Here is an 18,848-nt window from a genome sequence, read left to right on the forward strand (position 1 = left end):
CTCAGCTTAATCCTTCGGTTTACGACCGAAGTCTTTTCGCAGTTCGTCCTTGGCTTCTTCAAGGGTGGCCCGCCGTTTTTTCGTCAATTGGTCGCCGGCGCGGTTGATGTAGAAGGTCAGCATCGACATGGCCGCGCGAAACGGGCTGGACTTGAGGCGATGGCTGTCCTCGGCAGAATGCTTGACCGAGCGGGCAATCTTCTTCGGATCGTCCGATTTGAACACGCCTTCCTTCAGGTCCATTGCGTCGCTGTGCTCGGTGACATCCTGCGACCATTTCTTCTTTGATTTGGCCATGGCGAAATCCTCTGCCGGACACGGGCGGCGCAGGCCGCCGCCGTTTCCGCCCCCTTAGTGATGGCTGTGGTGCTCGTTGCGTTTGCGCGTCGCTGCCGCCTTCTTGGCCGAAGCGGACCGTTCCTCTTTCGAGCGCGCCGCGGATGCAGCGCCGCCGGCGCGTCCCCCCTTTTCTGAGGATTCATGCGTATCCTTCTTGCCGCGGCCGGATCCGGATTTGTTGCCGCCGCCGCTTTCCTTGTTGACCGTCGCCCAGGCACGCCGTTCAGCTTCCTTCTCGGAAACGCCGCGATCCTCGTAGCTTTCCTCGATATGCTCAGCCTTGCGCTTCTGCTTGTCGGTATAGTCAGATTTGTCTCCTCGCGGCATCTTCTCCTCCTGTTGTTTGCAAAGCGATGGAACGCGTGTTTAAGAAAAATCCAACCGGTGCGGAGCGCAAAAGTTCCCTCGGAGGTCGTTGCCCCGGAACAAAAGCCGGTTTTGCCAGGTTGTCGACGGGAAGGGCTGCATAATCCTGATATAGCAAAGAGCCGAGAACATGCAAAAACACCTCGTCAGCCGATGGAACCGCTGATCGACGTGAACGGCCAGATATCCCCGGTCACCTACACCGTCCGCTTCAAGGAGGGAATGAGCCATTCCTATGCCTGATGGCGCCGCGCGATTGGCTGCTGCAGAGGGGTTAGCAACGCGGCCGTGTTCGAGCGGTTATTTTCGGTAGAATTTTTGCGACGCTGCCAGGGTGCGGCCAATGTCGAATGAGGGCAGTTGTAGCGGTCTGCGGGGATCGCGGAAAACCAGTCCGACGAGCTTGTCTACGACAAGGATCAATCCGAAGGCGAGACCGAGATAGAGCAGCGCGGCGACGAGCAGGAGCGAGATCTCCATATCTCATACGACCACGGTGAAGGCGCGTCCGCGGGCTGCGGAAGCGGGCAAGGCAAGGATTACGGGAGGGCCGTCTGTCATGATAATTTTCCCGGTTTCGCCGCAAACAGCGCTGGTACCGCTTGTTCCCGACGATCGGGCGAGAGGTCAGCTTCTGGAAGCCTCAAAGCTTGCAGCGTCATCCGGTCTCTGTTCACCCCCCGCGTGGAATAGCCCACCTCCAAACCTTCATAAAACACAACTAATTCAGGCGTATGACAAAGAAAAGCCGATGGGCGTCGCGCGACGCCCATTTGATCGATGTGTTCGGTATGTGCCGTGTTTCAGGACGCCGTCTTGCGGCTCGCAGTCCGCTTGGGCGCCGGCGTAACCACGCCGTTCGTCTTGGCGCCGGTTGCAACGCTCTTCGGGGCCGTTACGGCGCGTTTGGCCTTGGACTTGGCTTCCTTGCCGTTGGCAGCAGAGCCTTCAAGCGCTTCGCGCTCGTGGCGTGCCTGTTCCCAATGAATGGAATCTCGCCCTGTCGGATAGCCCTCTTCTTCCCAGAGGGCGTATGCACGTTTCTTGATCCACTCTTCCCGAGTTTCTGCCATCGCTGATCTCCAGTCACATAATGCCGTCGTTCGAACGCGATACTGCCTGGATGGTTCCAGAGGAGGGCCGCTGTTGCAAGTGAAAATCGGCCTACAACCCTAAATATTTTGCGTCGCAGCATATCAGGGTTGAGAATCGGCATTCATCGAGACTGAAATTCCGCCGCCTTGTGCAGATCTGACACGAACGCCTGGCGCTGTCGGTGCTTCTCTTTCTCGTCACGGATGCGCAGCAGAAAGGAAGGATGGATGGTGACGAGAACGGGCGGATGGTTCCTCGGCTGCAGGATATGGCCGCGCTCCGGCGTCAGTTTCGCCTTCGGTCCAAGCAGTGCGTAGAGCGCGCTTGCGCCCAGCGCCACGACGAGCTTCGGCTGCAGGATGTTGAGCTCGGCGCCGAGCCACCAGGCGCACCGCCGAATCTCGCCGGCATTGGGTTTGGCATGCAGGCGCCGTTTGCCGCGCGGCGTGAACTTGAAGTGCTTGACCGCATTGGTGACGTAGCAGCGCTCGCGATCGAGACCGGCTTCTTCGAGACAGTGGTCGAGCAGATGGCCGGCAGGGCCGACAAAGGGCCTGCCGGTGATATCTTCCCGGTCACCCGGCTGCTCGCCGACAAGAACGATCTCGGCCTTGTCGGGGCCTTCGCCGAAGACGGTCTGCGTGGCGTTCCTGTAGAGGTCACAACGGGTGCAGCCTTCGGCCTGATGGCACAGTTCGGCAATGCTGTCCGCATCCGCGATTTCGAGCGTCAAGGCAGGGCCGAGGTTTGCGGCGATATTCATGATCGCGATCCTCATCTCCTCGGGATCAATCGCTCGCAACGGGGATTGTTCCCGCCGCCGAGCCGGCGCCGAATGCGGAAGGATGGCAACGCGCGAGAAATTTCGCGCCATGGGAGAGAGCAGGCGCAATTGAACGCCGCCGTTTCGCGGCTATATTGGCCAGCGATGTTCTATCTCCTGTCGACCTACTGGCCGCATATCCTCTTTGTCGTTTCGGTCGCCATGGGGGCCGCGGCGGCGATCCATGCCGCCATGACCAAGGAGGAAGTGCGCGCCGCGATCGGCTGGGTCGGCGTCATCATCCTGTCTCCGATCGTCGGCGCGCTGCTTTATGCGATTGCCGGCATCAACCGCATCCGCCGCAAATCGCTGAGCATTCGCCGCGACGCCTTGCTGCTTGCGCCCGGCATCGACGAGCTGGAGACGTTCGACGCCGAGGCCGAGACGGTGATCAGCCAGTTCGGCCGCCGCTTTGCGGCGCTGCAGACGCTGGGCGACCGGGTGACCCGCAACCCGCTGACCTCGGGTAATGCGATCGACATGCTGGAGACCGGCGACGAGGCCTATGCAGCGATGAAATCAGCCGTCGACGAGGCGAGCCGCAGCATCCTGCTCGAAACCTATATTTTCGACCGCGACGCGATCGGGCTGCGCATCGCCGACGCGCTGATTGCGGCGGTCAAGCGCGGCGTTGCGGTGCGGGTGCTGATCGATGCGGTCGGCGCGCGTTATTCGGTGCCAAGCATTCTCGGTTATCTCAAGGAGGGCGGCGTCACCGTCGCCGTCTTCAACGGCAACGTCATTATGGGCTTGCGGCTGCCCTATGCGAATCTGCGCACCCACCGCAAGATCCTGATCGTCGACGGCCGTATTGCGCTGACGGGCGGAATGAATATCAGGGCGGGCTTCAGCGAGGAGGAGACGGGCGAAAGCTTCGCCCATGATACGCATTTCAGCGTCACCGGCCCTGTCGTCGCCGACCTCTTCGACCTTGCCGCCGAAGACTGGCGTTTCACCACCGGAGAGCTGTTGAACGGCGAAGCCTGGCGCATCGAACCGCCGCAGCGCAATCCCGGCGATCCCATCCTGATGCGCGTCGTCGCTTCCGGACCGGATCGCAGCGTCGAAACAAACCACAAGATGCTGATGGGCGCTTTTTCCGTCGCGCGGCAATCGATCCGCATCATGTCGCCCTATTTCCTGCCGGATCGCGAACTGATCAGCGCCCTGGTGACGGCGGCGCGCCGGGGCGTAGAAGTCGATATCGTGGTGCCTGACGTCAACAATCTGATGCTGGTCGACCGGGCGATGACGGCGCAATTCGATCAGATCCTCAAGAACTATTGCCGCATCTGGCGCTCGACCGGCAGCTTCAGCCACTCCAAGCTGCTGACGGTCGACGGCACCTGGGCCTATGTCGGCTCTTCTAATCTCGATCCGCGCTCGCTCAGGCTGAATTTCGAGGTTGATCTCGAGGTGCTGAACGACGGCTTTGCCGCCGAGATCGACGAGCATATCGACGAAACCCTGAAATCGGCGACGCTGGTGACGCTGGAGGGCTTGCGCGCGCGGCCCTTTCCGGTCCGGCTACTCGAGAAGGTGCTGTGGTTGGGGTCGCCCTATCTTTGAACGATTTTTTATCTCGGACATGGCAAGTTCCGCTTGCCCGCCTATACTGCGGGTGAAGCGTTTTTGATCAACCAAACCAGTGCGCTCTTCCGATGCACGCCAAAAAAGACAGCCTTCCCGCCAGCATTCTCGCCTCGATCAGGAGCCGGAAGAAGCGGCTCGACGCGGCCCAGTTGGAGGCAAGGCCGCGTAGCGCCGGAACGCTGATCGCCTCCTACAATGTGCACAAATGCGTCGGCACCGACCGCCGCTTCGACCCGGAGCGCACCAGCCGGGTGATCCATGAAATCGGCGCAGACGTGATCGCGCTACAGGAGGCCGATACGCGCTTCGGCGAGCGCACCGGCATTCTCGATCTCGGCCGACTGGAGCGAGAGACGGGACTGATACCGGTGCCGGTTCCCGGCATGGCCAAGGCGCATGGCTGGCACGGCAATGTCGTGCTGTTCAAGAAGGGGCTGGTGCATGACGTGCATCAGATCAGGCTGCCGGGGCTGGAGCCGCGCGGCGCCCTTGTCGCCGAGATCGAGCTCGAAGAGGGCGGCGTGCTGCGCATCATTGCCGCGCATTTCGGCCTGCTGCGGCATAACAGAGCCCAGCAGGCCCGCACTTTGGTGGAACTGATAAAGGACCGCCACGAGATGCCGACCATCCTTCTCGGCGACCTCAACGAATGGCGCCTCGGCGACCGCTCCTCGCTCAACACTTTCCAATCCGCCTTCGGAGAGCTGCCGCCCGCAGTCCCCAGCTTCCCTGCCGGCCTGCCGCTTCTGGCCCTCGACCGCATCATCGCCAACCGCAAGGGGATCATCACCGAAGTGGAAGCGCATGATACGCCGCTGGCGCGTATTGCCTCGGATCATTTGCCGATCAAGGCGCTGGTCGATTTGAAATCAGTGGCCGATTAGCACCTCTAGCTGCTGTTTTGAAAGCTTCCGACGAGTGTGAAGGGGCAACATTCTTGCCCACTGGAGCTGCCGTGCTGCAGCCGTTGCGGATGCGTCTGATGCGTCTGACACTTCTCCGATAACGGCCTCGACTGCTCAGGCGGTTCACACCCAGATCGAAAGCGGTCGTATTCCGCCAGCCAGTATCATCGATGATGATGCCGATCCGCTCGCCATTCAGCCACTGCGGCATGGTGCGGCTGTGCCAATGGCTCGAGAGTTGAGCAAAATTTTCCTCTGCTGGCAGCGAATCGCTATCGCCGGCTGATACGATGCCGCAAACAACAATCAATCGCGATCTCCAGATAAGTTCATTTCTCCGCCACGGGCGGCGATTTTGCCTTCCAGCCTGTGGAGATCAGCAGGGCTTCACGCTCTTCGGCCGACATGGCACGAAGCCGATGCCGCACCGTGAGGCGTATGGCCACAAATCCGGCAATGCCTAAAACAAACTTTCCGACTATCCCGAAGATCGTCATGACCATAGCCCAGGTTGCCAGTACACTGTTCAAGGCAAGATAGGCGTTCAGCGTGGCGGAAACGAACATCAGACCAGCCCATGCAAAGCCGACATCGGATGCGACTTCCCGGGCAATCGAAGGCAGGTAGCGGTTTATCCAGCCGGGTTTCAGCATGACGATGCCGACGATTGCGTAGATCGCAGTCGGCTTGAATAGCACGAAGCGCGGACTGTCCGTCAGCACTGTGGCCGTCCCTGATGCGATCACCAGAAAAACACTCATCCACTCCATGACGTCTATCGGCTTTCGCCGGCCGAGTTGCAGCGCAATCTGAATGACGCCAAGCAACATTCCGAAGCCGGCCGAAAGCGCAGCGTTGCGCGTAAAGGAAAACAGGATAAGGAAGAGCAGGCTCGAAGCCAGATCGCTGAGCAATCTAGCTGTTTGCAGGAAAGCTTTCATGAGACGCGGGCACCATCGGGACTGGTTCGGGCTCCGTAGAGCGAATGGCGGCCTCCATCAAGAGATTGGTGTGTGACTTGGCAGTGACGCGCTGCGATGTCGATAAGCTAAACTGAACCCCATGAGTTTGGCGAGCTAAGAGATGGATGGCGTGTCGATGTGTGAACCGTCATTTAGCGGGCGGCGCACACCGAGCTCACGCTGATGACGACGTGCAGCAGGCACTCATGATTTACATCTCAAAGCAAGTCACGGGTCTGCGAATACACTCTGCCGTCATGCCGCGGCCTCGTAGCCTCTAGAAGCCGGGCTCTCAAGGCCTTCAAGCTGAAAGCGTTCGATCATCTCGGTAAGTGCGAGCGCCTCTGACGATAGCTGTTGCGTGGCGGCATTGGTCTCTTCTACCATCGCCGCATTTTGCTGCGTCATACGATCAATATCGTTCACCGACGCATTGATCGAATGGAGTGTCGTCGCTTGGTCGCGGCTTGACGAGGCGATCAGTTCAATATGGCCGACGATGTGGACGATCTCGCTGGAAATCTCCATCAGCGCATCGCCAGTGCGGCCGACGAACTCGGAGCCCGACGCAACCTCTCGGACGGAATTGTTGATGAGCTCGCCGATTTCCTTGGCTGCGCGAGCCGATCGCTGCGCCAGCTCCCGCACTTCCTGCGCCACGACTGCAAAGCCCTTGCCGGCCTCACCCGCTCTCGCTGCTTCGACTCCCGCATTCAGGGCCAAGAGATTGGTCTGGAAAGCGATGGAATCGATGGCGCTGACAATCTGCACGATTTTGCCCGACGCGTCCTCAATTCGTCCCATAGCCGATACTGCGTTTTGGACAACCGAAGCCGAGGCGTCGGCGCCCTGTTTGGCGCGCTGGACAAGCGCAAGCGCTGCTGCTGCCCGTCCTGAAGAGGTGTTGACGGCGGAAGAAATCTCCTCCACAGCCGCTGCGGTTTCTTCAAGGGCAGCCGCCTGCTTCTCCGTTCGACTGGCCAGGTCATCAACGGCTTCCGCCATCTGGCGGCCATTGTCGCTAATGAGCGAAGACGTCTCGCGGATCTCGCAGAGCGTCTCTCTGAGGCCCGCCACCGACATGTTGAAATCGGTACGGATCCGGTCGAGTTCGGGGGCAAAGGGCGTATCGATCGCAAAATTCAACTGCCCGCGCGACAGCCGCGTGAGACCTTCTGCCAGCGCCTCGATTGCGGCGTCAACCTGAACCTTGGCGCTACGCCGCTCGAGTTCGTTGTGGGCGCGCTCAGATTCCGCCTCACGACGCGCGATCTCGGCCTGTTGTTCCATTTCGACTTTCGACAGCGCATTTTGTTTGAAGATGGAAAGCGCACGGGCCATTTCCCCGATTTCGTCGCCCCGCGTCTCGCCGGTGATTGTGGTGTCGAGCCTTCCCTCTGCGATCTTGCGCATCGCTGCGGTAATCTGGGTGATAGGTCCCTTCAGGGTGAAGACCAGCGCGGCACCTGCGGCCATAGCAATCAGGATGCCGATTACAATCGCGCCGCCGGATATTCTATTGGCCTGTTGACGATCCTGCCCAGCATTTTCCTTCTGGGTCTCGGCGAATTGCGCAAGCAGGTTCCAGGTGTTGTCGATCTGCCCCGCGGCGCTGTCGAACTCGGCAAGCTTGCGCGCCGCACCTTCGGAGAGCGCTGCCGCGTTCGCCGCAAGCAGATCGAGAACGGGTTGAGCCTTCTTCGGAATTTCGGCAAAAACCGGATCGTCGGTCACCACGCCGGCGAGACGGCCGAGCTCGGTCTGATACATGTAGATCGACTGCTGGACTTTTTTCACTCGCGCGTCGTCTGGTTTGCCGGCGAGTTCGGCGAAGCCGACGCGGATCTCATTATTGCTATTAACGATAGCACGCAGTTCGTTGCCGACATTCGTCGCCTGAGAGATATCCTTGTCCGACGCGGCAAGCGCGAGTACGGAGGTCCGCATCAGATCGTCGCCAATCGTCTTGAGACTGTCGCCAGTTGCAGCAAGATTGGCGATGGCGGTATCCGTTGTCGGGACATCCAAAGTGTCCGGCGACGCCTTCGAAGCGTTGGCGATGGCATCTACCGCAGCGGCATACTGCGTGGCGAGGGCTTGGCTGTCGGTCGCTATCGCAGGCGAAAGCTGCTCCCTTGCCTTCTGCAAATCGGGCGCATATTTAGCCAGAAGGCTAAGCTTGTCCGGAGGCGTTGTAGCGTTCGTATAATCATTGCGAAATTTTGTCGCAACATTGGCGGCTGCAATGATGGAGACGGCGTTGCTGAGGCCGCTCTTGTTGGCATTTTCCATCTTTTTCGCACTCGCCATCAGCATGAACGAGCGCTTGCCAACCTGCCCTTGCAGGTCAAGAAGTGCCGCCGAAGCAGCGTCCACGTCACTGAGAATTTTCTGCTGTCCCGTTTCGATTTGCCAGATCGCTTCGATCTTTTGCGGGATGATTTGCGACTGGTCGAGCGCCCGGTCGAGAAGCCCCACATCGGTCGTCGGCCTTAAAGTTTCGATCGTCCGGTTCAGGTTTGCCAATTGCTCTCGGGCGTCCGCAAGCGCGGTGTCACGAGCTTCCAGCGACGGCTTCATCAGAAAGCCGGTCATGCTTGAAGAAACATGTTTGAACCCGTTCAGAGACTGCAAAACATGGTTGGAGATCTCCATCCGCCCTTCGAGAAGGCTCGACGCGTAGTATCCCGTCAATCCTACTGCGCATAGGCTGATGACGAATGGCGCCAAGAGCGCGAGCACCTTCGTCTGAATGCGAGCCCGCGACATCAAACCATGTACCATAAATCCACCCCCAAATTTGAAGGTAAAGCTGCCATCCTTTTCTTAAGGACCGATGAAGGGACTAGCCGTCCCCTGGTCGCCGCCGCGCAGAACAACAGCGGCCGAATCGCCAAACGGAGGCTGCCGAATTTCGGGCGTCATTTCGGCATGGCGATGGCCATGACATGCATCGGCTCAGACGAGGACGTAAGCCCAGGCGAGCCGGAAGGCCAGGACTACGTGATCGCGAGACGTGGAAGCGAAAGCCGAATTGATAATCCACCGGGCGTCCATGATCGCTCGATATGGATGTCAAGGCTTTGCGCTATCTTTTGCTCGAGGATGCTTCCAAAGCCGGAAGAGGGCTGGGTCGGATCTGCATCTATCGGGCCGTGCGCCTCAAGCCAAACCAACTCGATAGCGTCCGGTGAGATGGTCAACGTGATATCGACGGTCCCGTCGCCAACGGAGAGCGCTCCGTACTTCGCAGCGTTCGTTGCGAGCTCGTGAAACAGGAGCGCGAGATTGGTGATCTTCGCACGGCTTACCTCGACGTCATCCCCATGCAGTGTCCACTGCCGATGGTCGTCGTGCCCGTAGGGCGCAAGGATATTTGAAAGAAGCTGAAACAGCGTGGCTGGGGGGTCTTCAATGGACTGGCCGGCAAGGCTTGGCAACGTTATCTCGTGCGCGCGCGCCAAAGCCATGAGCCTATCCTTCATGCTGGAGGCGAGATCGCTCGGCGTCACCGCGTTTCGGGCTGCGAGGGTGATAATGCTGGCGACAACCGCAAAGAGGTTTTTTACTCGGTGATGCATCTCCCGAAGGAGCATTTCCCGGTGCTCGGCTTCCCGCCTGCGCTCCGAGATGTCGCGAGCGATTTTCGATGCTCCGATAATTGTGCCGCTGTCGTCTCTGATGGGGGAGATTGTCAAAGAGATGTCGATCAGGTTGCCGTCCTTGCGACGTCTTACCGTTTCAAAGTGATCGACGCGTTCACCGGCTTGAATGCGCGCGAGAATGGCAGGTTCTTCATCAAGACGATCCGCCGGGATGACGATGGTGATGGGCTGGCCGACTGCTTCGTCCGCGGTATATCCGAAGATTCGCTCGGCACCCTTGTTCCACGTAGTGATGATGCCGGCCAAGCTTTTGCTGACAATGGCATCGTCTGACGATTCGACAATGGCTGCAAGAAAGGCCGCGGCATCATAAGCTGCGGGGACAGCGTCGGCGGTTGCTTGTGTTCCTTGATCACCCAAACTCATCGTGGTCGCCTCAGTTGTATGCCTGAAAAAGCGAATTCTCGCAGCCGCAATTTGGAGCATATCGTATCATCATTTCAACTCGAAGTGCTTTCATCAAACGCAACAGATGCCTTGGTGCCGTCAGAAGTTCGAAGCGCTAAGCCGCAGCTTTGGCGCGCAAATTTACCTAAGTGATGATCGTCTGAAAGGTCGAATCAGCAACCAAGCCGTCAATCTCACCTGATGCTTCGATTCTCGAGGGCCCGACCTCCACTTAAAGATAAGCTCGCGAAAAGAACACCGCAGTCGTCAAAAGGGCGACCGCAAGGGTTAGCATCCGGACGACCGTTGATGGCAGCCTACGTCCGACATGCGCTCCGATCCACCCGCCGATAACGGCTCCAAACGTCATGGAAACGCACTGTTGCCAAACGATAGCCCCGGCTAGCACAAAGACGACGACGGCGACCGCGTTTGCGGCGGTCACCATCACCATTCTTGTCGGATTCAAGCTTTTGATCTCCCCGCCCCCGAGAACGCTCCATGCCGCCAGCATCATAAGGCCCACTGCGCCGCCAAAATAGCCACCATAAAGACCGAGAAAGAACTGGACCGTTGCGAAGGCCGGAACATTTGGGCGCGCCTGCGTCCGGAGCTTGGCGCTGAGCCTCGGCCCTGCGGCCAGCATCAATGTCGCCACGAGCAAAAGCCATGGCAGGATTCCATCGAAAATCCTGGATGGGGTCAGAAGTAATAGGACGCTTCCGGCGACGCCACCCACCACCGTCACCATAGCAATGGCCACGGCATTGATGCCGCACACCCTTCGAACCCCATCACGGTAAACCCATGAGCTCGCCAGACCGCCGGGAAACAAGGCTAAAGTGCTGGTCGCGTTTGCGGCAACCGACGGCACTCCGACCGATATCAGCGCAGGCAGGGATACGAACGACCCGCCCCCCGCTAACGCGTTCATGCTGCCTGCCAACAAGCCGGCTAGGAAAAGGAGAATGGTATCGTACATGTTCAGATCGCTTTATCCCGCGACACGCTTAACGAAAATCGCGGTCCGGGCGGGTTGGAGGCGCCGACGCTTTAGCGCGCTCCCGGTGACGGGGCAATCCTTGCCTAGGTCCTGCTGATAAAGTGGCTTCCCAAAAATAGCTGAGTTTTAATTCAAGGGGGCCTTTAAGAAGGCTGCCCGGGCACATGGTGACCTACCGCCGCAGAATGGCAAACCGTACAACCGCTTCTGCCCAGGGAGCGAGGCAGCAGAATTGGCCTCATACAGACAACATGCCTTGACGTCTTCCCTCGTTTGCGAAATGCTAAGATGTCAGACCAATTCCATATCTGATTGCCTGATAGAAAAATAGGGAACCATGAAGGAAAATCGCAGCAACAGACCGGTGATCCGGCCGCTTCCCGTCATGGACCGGGCGCGTCAGGTTACCGATGCGTTGGCGGATTATGTGGAAGAAGCGCGGCTGCAGGCGGGCGACCGGCTACCGGCCGAGCGGGAGCTGATGTCGGCTCTTGCGGTAGGACGTTCGACCATCCGCGAGGCGATCCGGCATTTCCAGGCGCTTGGCGTGATCGAGACGCGCAAGGGCAGCGGCACCTATCTTTTGAAGCCGGTTTCGAGAGCGACGATCCATATGCCGCTGTCATTCGATGCGGTGCATCTGCGCGACGCGCTGCTGCAGACGCTGGAAGTTCGCCGCGGCATCGAATGCGAGGCGGGCATGGTCGCGGCCCGGCGGCGAACCGCCAAGGACCTTGTTGTCATCGAGGAGAAGTTGAACGAGATGGAGCGGGTGCATCTGGAAAAGGGCACATCCGGGCCGGAGGATCTCGCCTTCCATCTCGCCGTCTACGACGCCACCCACAATCCGCTGTTTCGCCAGCTGCTCGAGCAGATGCGCGAGACTTTCGAGCGCTTCTGGGAGCATCCGTTCGACCGGCAGGATTTCGCCCGCCGGTCCTTTCCCTTTCACCGCACGCTTTTCAACGCGATCACTGCCGGGGACCCAGAAGCGGCGCGTGCGGAAACATTGAAAATTCTCGATATCGTCGAGGAAGACATCAAGGAAATGTCCAAATGAGCAACGGCGCAGACCCGTTCGATCTCGCTTCCCTCATCACCGCCCACGACGACGGCAACTTTGCCGACGCCGTCGTGCCGCCGATCTTTCAGACCTCGCTTTTCACCTTTTCCGATTATGACGAGATGATCACCGTCTATCGCGGCGAGAAGGTGCGGCCGACCTATACGCGCGGGCTGAACCCGACGGTGCGGGCCTTCGAGGAAATGCTGGCCAAGCTCGAAGGTGCCGAGGATGCGCTCGGTTTTGCCAGCGGCATGGCGGCGATTTCGTCTTCCGTGCTGAGTTTCGTTGAGCCGGGCGACCGTATCGTTGCCGTCAAACACGTCTATCCCGATGCCTTCCGCCTGTTCGGCACTATCCTGAAGCGGATGAAGATCGAAGTGACCTATGTCGACGGGCGCGACGAGGAGGCCGTCGCCAAAGCGCTGCCCGGCGCCAAGCTCCTGTACCTGGAAAGCCCGACGAGCTGGGTGATGGAGGCGCATGACGTCGGCGCGCTTGCCGCCCTCGCCAGGCGGCACGGCGTCGTCTCGATGATCGACAACAGCTGGGCAAGCCCGTTCTTTCAGCAGCCTTTGACGCTCGGCGTGGATCTCGTCATCCATTCGGCCTCGAAATATCTCGGCGGCCATAGCGATGTGGTGGCGGGTATCGTCGCCGGCTCGAAAGAAATGATCGCGCGCATCAAGGCCGAGGCCTATCCCTATCTCGGCGGCAAGCTTTCGCCCTTTGACGCCTGGCTGCTTATCCGCGGTCTCCGCACCCTGCCGCTGCGCATGAAGGCGCATGAAGCCTCGGCGCTCGAGATCGCCCGGCGGCTGCAGCGGCTCGACGTGGTCGAGACGGTCTGTCATCCCGGGCTCGCCAACCGACTGCCCGCCGGGCTGAACGGCACCTCGGGCCTGTTTTCCTTCATCTTCCGCGAAGGCGTCGATATTCGCGCCTTCGCCGATCACCTCAGGCTCTTCAAATTGGGAGTAAGCTGGGGTGGGCATGAAAGCCTGATCGTACCGGGCGAGGTCGTGCTGCAACAGAAGGCACAGCCGAATTCCGCGCAAACCTTCGGCATCCATGCGCGATCCGTACGTCTCCATGTCGGTCTCGAAGGAACCGAGGCGCTGTGGAGAGACATCGAGGAGGCGCTCGCCGCCGCCTCGCAATCTTGAACCGAGAGAACCTAAAAGGGGGAACTGAGCATGAAAAAGCTAATAATCTCGACGCTCTTTGTTTCGATGATGGCGGGTACGGCCTTTGCCGATACGACGCTGAAGCTTGTCGAAGTCATAACCAGCCCGGAGCGCACCGAAACGCTGAAATCGATCGTCGGCAAGTTCGAGGCCGCCAATCCCGGCACCAAGGTCGACATCGTCTCGCTGCCCTGGAACGAAGCCTTCCAGAAATTCGCGACCATGGTGTCGGCCGGCGACGTGCCCGATGTGATGGAGATGCCCGATACCTGGCTGTCGCTCTATGCCAATAACGGCATGCTCGAAAGCCTCGAGCCCTATCTCGAAAAATGGGAGCACACCAAGGAGCTGACGCCGCGTGCGCTCGAGCTCGGCCGCGACGTCAAGGACACCGCCTATATGCTGCCCTACGGCTTCTATCTCAGGGCGATGTTCTACAACAAGAAGCTGCTTTCGGAAGCCGGCGTCGCCGCGCCGCCGAAGACGCTGGAGGAGTTTACCGCCGCCTCGGAAAAGGTCTCCAAGCTGCCGGGCAAATACGGTTACTGCATGCGCGGCGGACCGGGCGGCCTGAACGGCTGGATGATCTTTGCCGCCACGATGGCCGGCGACAACAAGTACTTCAAGGAAGACGGCACCTCGACCATGAACAGCGAAGGCTGGGCAAAGGGCATCGAATGGATGGTCAATCTCTACAAGAAGGGCTACGCGCCGAAGGACAGCGTCAACTGGGGCTTCAACGAAGTCGTCGCCGGCTTCTATTCCGGCACCTGCGCCTTCCTCGACCAGGATCCGGATGCGCTGATCGCTATCGCCGAGCGCATGAAGAAGGACGATTTCGGCGTTGCGCCGCTGCCGAAGGGTCCTGACGGCAAGTCCTTCCCGACCATCGGTTACGGCGGCTGGTCGATGTTTTCGACGAGCGCTAACAAGGATCTTTCCTGGAAGCTGATCGCCACTCTCGAAGGGCCGGAAGGCAATATCGAGTGGAACAAGCGCATCGGCGCGCTGCCGGCCTATACCGCGGCCGAAAAGGATCCCTTCTATGCCGGCGATCAGTTCAAGGGTTGGTTCGAGGAACTGGCGGATCCGAATACTGTGCCGACGGTCATGCCGACCTATCTGGAAGAGTTCGCCTTCTTCAAGGACTCGCTGGCGATCAAGACCTCGCAGCAGGCCTTGCTTGGCGATATTTCGGCGAAGGATCTGGCCGATCAGTGGGCGGATTATCTGACCAAAGCGCAGCAGAAGTTCTTGAGCAAGAAGTAGTTGGATAAGGGGGCTTCGAGACAGAAGCCCCCTTATCCGCCCTACGGGCACCTTCTCCCCACTGGGGAGAAGAGACTGGTGGCCCCGCCGCATTCCCCTTCTCCCCAGCGGGAGAAGATGGCCCGAAGGGTCGGATGAGGGGGCCTTAGCCGCCCAGTTTTCAGAAGCATTACCCGCGCGAGAATCCGCAACCGGGTAGACAATGGAAATTACGCACTGATGACCATCTCCGCCGATATGCTCGACATGCATCGCGACCGCAGGCCGTGGCTGCGTCGTCTTGCCGATGCTTCGGAGCCCTATCTCTACAGCGCTCCATCGTTGATCCTGATCATTGCGGTGATGCTGGTGCCGCTGACACTCGGGCTGTCCTATGCCTTCCGCGATATCCAGCTGCTCAACCCCTTTTCCGGCGGTTTCGTCGGACTCGATCATTTCCGTGAGCTTGCGGGCGACGCCGCCTTCTATGGGGCGCTCAGGAACACGCTCTGGTGGACCGGCGCCTCGGTCGTCTTGCAATTCACCTTCGGCCTCATCCTGGCGTTACTGCTCGACAAGCCGTTCCCGGGCCGGGCGATCGCGCAGGCGCTGGTCTTCCTGCCCTGGGCGGTGCCGTCCTTTCTCGCCGGTCTCAACTGGGCCTGGTTGTTCAATCCGGTCATCGGGCCGATCCCGCACTGGCTCTTCGCGCTCCGGCTGATGCATGAGCCGGGCAACATTCTATCCGATCCCGATCATGCAATGTGGGGGCCGATCGTCGCCAATGTCTGGTGGGGCATTCCGTTTTTTGCCATCACCCTGCTTGCGGCGCTGCAGGCGATTCCGCGCGATCTCTACGAGGCGGCCTCGATCGACGGCGCCGGCTGGTTCCAGCGTTTCCGCTCGATCACCCTGCCGTTTCTGGCGCCGACAATCGCCATCACCGTGCTCTTACGCACCGTCTGGATTTCCAATTTCGCCGATCTCATCGTCGTCATGACCAATGGCGGACCGGCCGACCGCACCCAGATCGTCGCGAGCTATATCTTCACCACCGCCTTCAAGCGGCTCGATTTCGGTTACGCCTCGGCCATTGCATTGGTGCTGCTCGCGCTGCTGCTTGCCTATTCGATGCTGATCATCCTGCTGCGGCAGACGCTGCTGAACAAGGATTGAGACCATGAGACGATCAATCCTTCCTACCATCGCGCATCGCTTAGCGATCCTCTGCTACATTGCCTTTGCGCTCTTCCCGCTGTTCTGGCTGCTCAAGGTCTCGGTGACGCCGAACGATCTGCTCTACACCGAAGGCGTGCGCATGTGGCCGTCGCGCACGAGCTGGGATCATTATGCCTTCGTGCTGCAGCACAGCGCCTTCCCGACCTTCTTCAAGAACAGCCTGATCGTTTCGGCTTCGACGGCGGTGACCGTGACGATCTGCGCCTCGCTCTCGGGCTACGCACTGTCGCGCTTCAATTTTCGGGCAAAATACTGGATTGTCGCGCTGATGCTGCTGACCCAGATGTTTCCGCTCGTCATGCTGGTGGCGCCGATCTTCAAGATCCTGTCGCCCCTGCATCTGACCAACAGCCTGACCGGGCTTGTCATCGTCTACACCGCTTTCAACGTGCCCTTCGCCACTTTCCTGATGCAGTCCTTCTTCGACGGCATTCCCAAGGATCTCGAAGAGGCGGCGATGATCGACGGGGCGACGCAATTCACCGCGTTTCGCCAGATCATCCTGCCGCTGACGCTGCCCGGCATCGCGGCGACGCTCGGCTTCGTCTTCACCGCGGCCTGGAGCGAACTGCTCTTCGCGCTGATGCTGATCAACGGCAATGACGCCGCGACCTTCCCTGTGGGGCTTCTCACCTTCGTTTCGAAATTCTCGGTGGATTTTGGGCAAATGATGGCGGCGGGCGTCATGGCGCTCATCCCGGCCGGCCTCTTCTTCCTGCTCATCCAGCGTTATCTCGTCCAGGGCCTGACGGCCGGCGCGGTCAAGGGTTAAACAAAAATGGCATCGATCGATATCCAGAATATCCGCAAGGCCTATGGCCACGTGCAGGTGCTGCACGGCGTCGATCTCGACATCAGGGACGGCGAATTCGTCGTGCTCGTCGGTCCCTCCGGCTGCGGCAAGTCAACGCTGTTGCGGATGATTGCCGGGCTGGAGGAAGTCACATCGGGTGAGATCCGCATTGCGGGCGCCCGGGTGAATGAACTGCATCCCAAGGACCGCGACATCGCCATGGTGTTCCAGTCCTATGCGCTCTATCCGCATATGAATGTCGCCGGCAATATGAGCTACAGCCTAAGGCTGCGGAAGACGGCGAAGGAGAAGATCGCGAGCGCGGTGGCGGCGGCTGCCGCCAAGCTCGGCCTCGACCCGCTGCTCGAACGGCGGCCGAAGGCGCTCTCCGGCGGTCAGCGCCAGCGTGTCGCCATGGGCCGCGCCATCGTGCGCCAGCCGAAGGCCTTCCTGTTCGACGAGCCGCTCTCCAACCTCGATGCGCGGCTGCGCGAACAGATGCGTGCCGAAATCAAGAAGCTGCACGGGGAGTTGAAGGCAACCTCGATCTACGTCACCCACGACCAGATCGAGGCGATGACGCTGGCGGACCGGATCGTCGCAATGCATGGCGGCGTGGTGCAGCAGGTCGGCAGTCCGCTGCAACTCTACGACCGGCCCGCCAATCTCTTTGTCGCCGGTTTCATCGGCTCGCCCGGAATGAATTTCCTCGAGGCCAGCTATACGGCAGGCGGCGTCAAGCTGAAGGATGGTACAATCGTGCCGCTGGCAAGGCCGCTGCCGCTTGCAGACGGCATGAAGGTGACGCTCGGCATTCGGCCGGAGCATGTGCTGATGACAAATGACGGGACGGGGCTCGTCACCGACGTGGAACTCGTCGAACCCACAGGCTTCGGCATCATCCTCCACCTCGCCCTGCACGGCCTGCCCTTCAAGATCTTCACGCTCGACCGCGAAGCGCTGAAGGCGGGGCCGAAGCTCAATGTGGCTTTCCCCGCCCAATATCTGCATGTGTTCGACGGCGAGGGACAGCGCGTCGATTGAGCAGGCGCGACGGGGAATCGGCCCTTAGCGACCTTATCTCCTGATTGTTTTCACAGTAAAAGCACCCGGCGAGAAAAAAAGATCGTTCAGATTCAAGGAGATGAAAGAGACTCGGAAAAGGCGTGGATAATTCTGGCTAAGCCATTGAAATTTGATTCGTTTTGACTCGGAACCAATCGTAAACTGATTCGGTTGACTCGCACTGGTTGCGTCAGGAGCGCGAGCGAGATGGTTGCCCCGAGGGCGAATTGGAAGGGTTTTATCAAGTTCGGAGAAGTGGCTTTCCCGGTGGCGCTTTACACCGCCGCCTCCACATCCGAGCGGATTGCGTTTCACACGCTGAACAGGAAGACCGGCAACCGTGTGCGCCGAGAATTCGTGGACGGCGAGACCGGCGATCCGGTCGAGCGCGAGGACCAGGTCAAGGGTTTTGAGATCGAGGACGGTCGCTATGTCGTGCTCGGGCCGGAGGAGGTCGCGGCTGCCATTCCCGAAAGCGACAAGACGCTGAAGGTGGAGGCATTCATTCCTTTTGAGGAGGTCGACGACATTTATTTCGACAAGCCTTATTACCTGGCTCCCGACAAGATGGGCAGCGACGCTTTCAAACTCCTGAGGGATGGCATGGAGAAAGCCAAAGTCGCCGCCATTGCCCGGACGGTGCTGTTCCGGCGCTTGCGAACGGTCCTCATCCGCCCCCATGGAAAGGGGCTGGTCGGCTCAACCTTGAACTTCGATTATGAGGTTCGCTCCTCCGAGAAGGCATTCGAAGAGATGCCGGATCTCAAGATCGAAGGCGAGATGCTGGAGCTTGCCAAGCACATCATCAACACCAAGAAGGGCGAGTTCGACCCGAAGCAGTTCGACGACCGTTATGAAGCCGCCGTCGCCGAACTGGTGAAGGCCAAGATCGAAGGCCGCGCCCTTCCGCAGAAAAAGGCACCGCCGGCTCCGAAACCGAGCGACCTGCTACAGGCCCTGCGCGAAAGCGCCGGCATGGCGGCGCCGGCGAAGGCGAAGCGCACCGCTGCAAATGCCAATGCGGGCAAGAACAGGCAGAAGGCAACGCGCGCGTCGGCGCCGAAATCGCGCAGCTCAGGCGGCGCTCACCAGCGCCGCGCCGGGTGATAGGAGGC

The 18,848-nt window shown here is 59.8% G+C and carries 18 protein-coding genes; 9 read left to right on the forward strand and 9 right to left on the reverse strand.

The genetic code is table 11. The features are described from left to right. Positions 1 to 6 precede the first annotated feature (6 nt). From PYR71_RS07090 to PYR71_RS07110, 5 genes are all read right to left on the reverse strand, one after another. Complete coding sequence (locus PYR71_RS07090; protein ID WP_275618776.1) at positions 7 to 297, reverse strand: DUF3175 domain-containing protein; 291 nt, start codon at positions 295 to 297, stop codon at positions 7 to 9. A 54-nt stretch (positions 298 to 351) separates the two neighbouring features. Next, positions 352 to 666 (reverse strand): hypothetical protein, encoded by a 315-nt coding sequence (locus tag PYR71_RS07095; protein WP_040111419.1) that lies wholly within the window; start codon positions 664 to 666, stop codon positions 352 to 354. 339 nt (positions 667 to 1,005) lie between these two features. Further along, positions 1,006 to 1,185 (reverse strand): hypothetical protein, encoded by a 180-nt coding sequence (locus tag PYR71_RS07100; RefSeq protein ID WP_183918915.1) that lies wholly within the window; start codon positions 1,183 to 1,185, stop codon positions 1,006 to 1,008. A 323-nt stretch (positions 1,186 to 1,508) separates the two neighbouring features. Then, the gene (locus PYR71_RS07105) at positions 1,509 to 1,778 is read right to left on the reverse strand and encodes a DUF2934 domain-containing protein (protein ID WP_275618777.1); all 270 of its coding nucleotides are present in this window, start codon (positions 1,776 to 1,778) and stop codon (positions 1,509 to 1,511) included. A gap of 143 nt (positions 1,779 to 1,921) precedes the next feature. After that, positions 1,922 to 2,563, reverse strand: coding sequence for a UdgX family uracil-DNA binding protein (locus tag PYR71_RS07110; protein WP_275618778.1), 642 nt, complete (start codon positions 2,561 to 2,563; stop codon positions 1,922 to 1,924). A gap of 165 nt (positions 2,564 to 2,728) precedes the next feature. Here PYR71_RS07110 and PYR71_RS07115 point away from each other — a divergent pair, with 165 nt between their 5' ends. Both PYR71_RS07115 and PYR71_RS07120 read left to right on the forward strand, forming a co-directional pair. Next, on the forward strand, positions 2,729 to 4,192 hold the full coding sequence (locus tag PYR71_RS07115) for a phospholipase D-like domain-containing protein (protein ID WP_275619058.1): 1,464 nt from the start codon (positions 2,729 to 2,731) through the stop codon (positions 4,190 to 4,192). Positions 4,193 to 4,284: 92 nt separating this feature from the next. Further along, entirely contained in the window at positions 4,285 to 5,100 is an 816-nt protein-coding gene (locus tag PYR71_RS07120; RefSeq protein WP_183918912.1) for an endonuclease/exonuclease/phosphatase family protein, read from the forward strand. A gap of 350 nt (positions 5,101 to 5,450) precedes the next feature. Here PYR71_RS07120 and PYR71_RS07130 read toward each other — a convergent pair whose 3' ends face one another. The 4 genes from PYR71_RS07130 to PYR71_RS07145 all read right to left on the reverse strand — a co-directional run bounded on the left by PYR71_RS07130 (position 5,451) and on the right by PYR71_RS07145 (position 11,117). After that, the gene (locus PYR71_RS07130; RefSeq protein ID WP_275618779.1) at positions 5,451 to 6,062 is read right to left on the reverse strand and encodes a septation protein IspZ; all 612 of its coding nucleotides are present in this window, start codon (positions 6,060 to 6,062) and stop codon (positions 5,451 to 5,453) included. A 276-nt stretch (positions 6,063 to 6,338) separates the two neighbouring features. Then, positions 6,339 to 8,867: a methyl-accepting chemotaxis protein gene (locus PYR71_RS07135; RefSeq protein WP_275618780.1), complete on the reverse strand. Its 2,529-nt coding sequence runs from the start codon at positions 8,865 to 8,867 to the stop codon at positions 6,339 to 6,341. Between the two features lie 215 nt (positions 8,868 to 9,082). Next, positions 9,083 to 10,114: a PAS domain S-box protein gene (locus PYR71_RS07140; RefSeq protein ID WP_275618781.1), complete on the reverse strand. Its 1,032-nt coding sequence runs from the start codon at positions 10,112 to 10,114 to the stop codon at positions 9,083 to 9,085. A gap of 253 nt (positions 10,115 to 10,367) precedes the next feature. Further along, positions 10,368 to 11,117: a sulfite exporter TauE/SafE family protein gene (locus tag PYR71_RS07145; RefSeq protein ID WP_275618782.1), complete on the reverse strand. Its 750-nt coding sequence runs from the start codon at positions 11,115 to 11,117 to the stop codon at positions 10,368 to 10,370. A gap of 358 nt (positions 11,118 to 11,475) precedes the next feature. On the opposite strand from PYR71_RS07145, the gene PYR71_RS07150 reads away from it, so the two are divergent. From PYR71_RS07150 to ku, 7 genes are all read left to right on the forward strand, one after another. Continuing rightward, the gene (locus tag PYR71_RS07150; protein ID WP_275618783.1) at positions 11,476 to 12,198 is read left to right on the forward strand and encodes a FadR/GntR family transcriptional regulator; all 723 of its coding nucleotides are present in this window, start codon (positions 11,476 to 11,478) and stop codon (positions 12,196 to 12,198) included. After that, positions 12,195 to 13,367: a PLP-dependent transferase gene (locus PYR71_RS07155; RefSeq protein ID WP_275618784.1), complete on the forward strand. Its 1,173-nt coding sequence runs from the start codon at positions 12,195 to 12,197 to the stop codon at positions 13,365 to 13,367. The genes PYR71_RS07150 and PYR71_RS07155 overlap by 4 nt, the downstream gene beginning before the upstream one ends. Before the next feature lie 30 nt (positions 13,368 to 13,397). Next, on the forward strand, positions 13,398 to 14,657 hold the full coding sequence (locus PYR71_RS07160; protein WP_275618785.1) for an ABC transporter substrate-binding protein: 1,260 nt from the start codon (positions 13,398 to 13,400) through the stop codon (positions 14,655 to 14,657). 219 nt (positions 14,658 to 14,876) lie between these two features. After that, the gene (locus tag PYR71_RS07165) at positions 14,877 to 15,812 is read left to right on the forward strand and encodes a carbohydrate ABC transporter permease (protein ID WP_275618786.1); all 936 of its coding nucleotides are present in this window, start codon (positions 14,877 to 14,879) and stop codon (positions 15,810 to 15,812) included. A gap of 4 nt (positions 15,813 to 15,816) precedes the next feature. After that, entirely contained in the window at positions 15,817 to 16,647 is an 831-nt protein-coding gene (locus tag PYR71_RS07170) for a carbohydrate ABC transporter permease (protein ID WP_011428101.1), read from the forward strand. A gap of 6 nt (positions 16,648 to 16,653) precedes the next feature. Further along, positions 16,654 to 17,712, forward strand: a complete 1,059-nt coding sequence (locus PYR71_RS07175) for an ABC transporter ATP-binding protein (RefSeq protein WP_275618787.1) — start codon at positions 16,654 to 16,656, stop codon at positions 17,710 to 17,712. A gap of 228 nt (positions 17,713 to 17,940) precedes the next feature. After that, positions 17,941 to 18,840, forward strand: a complete 900-nt coding sequence (gene ku, locus PYR71_RS07180) for a non-homologous end joining protein Ku (RefSeq protein ID WP_275618788.1) — start codon at positions 17,941 to 17,943, stop codon at positions 18,838 to 18,840. The last annotated feature ends 8 nt before the right edge of the window (positions 18,841 to 18,848 follow it).

The sequence above is a fragment of the Rhizobium mulingense genome, assembly GCF_029194105.1.
GTDB classification, from domain to species: Bacteria; Pseudomonadota; Alphaproteobacteria; order Rhizobiales; family Rhizobiaceae; genus Rhizobium; species Rhizobium mulingense.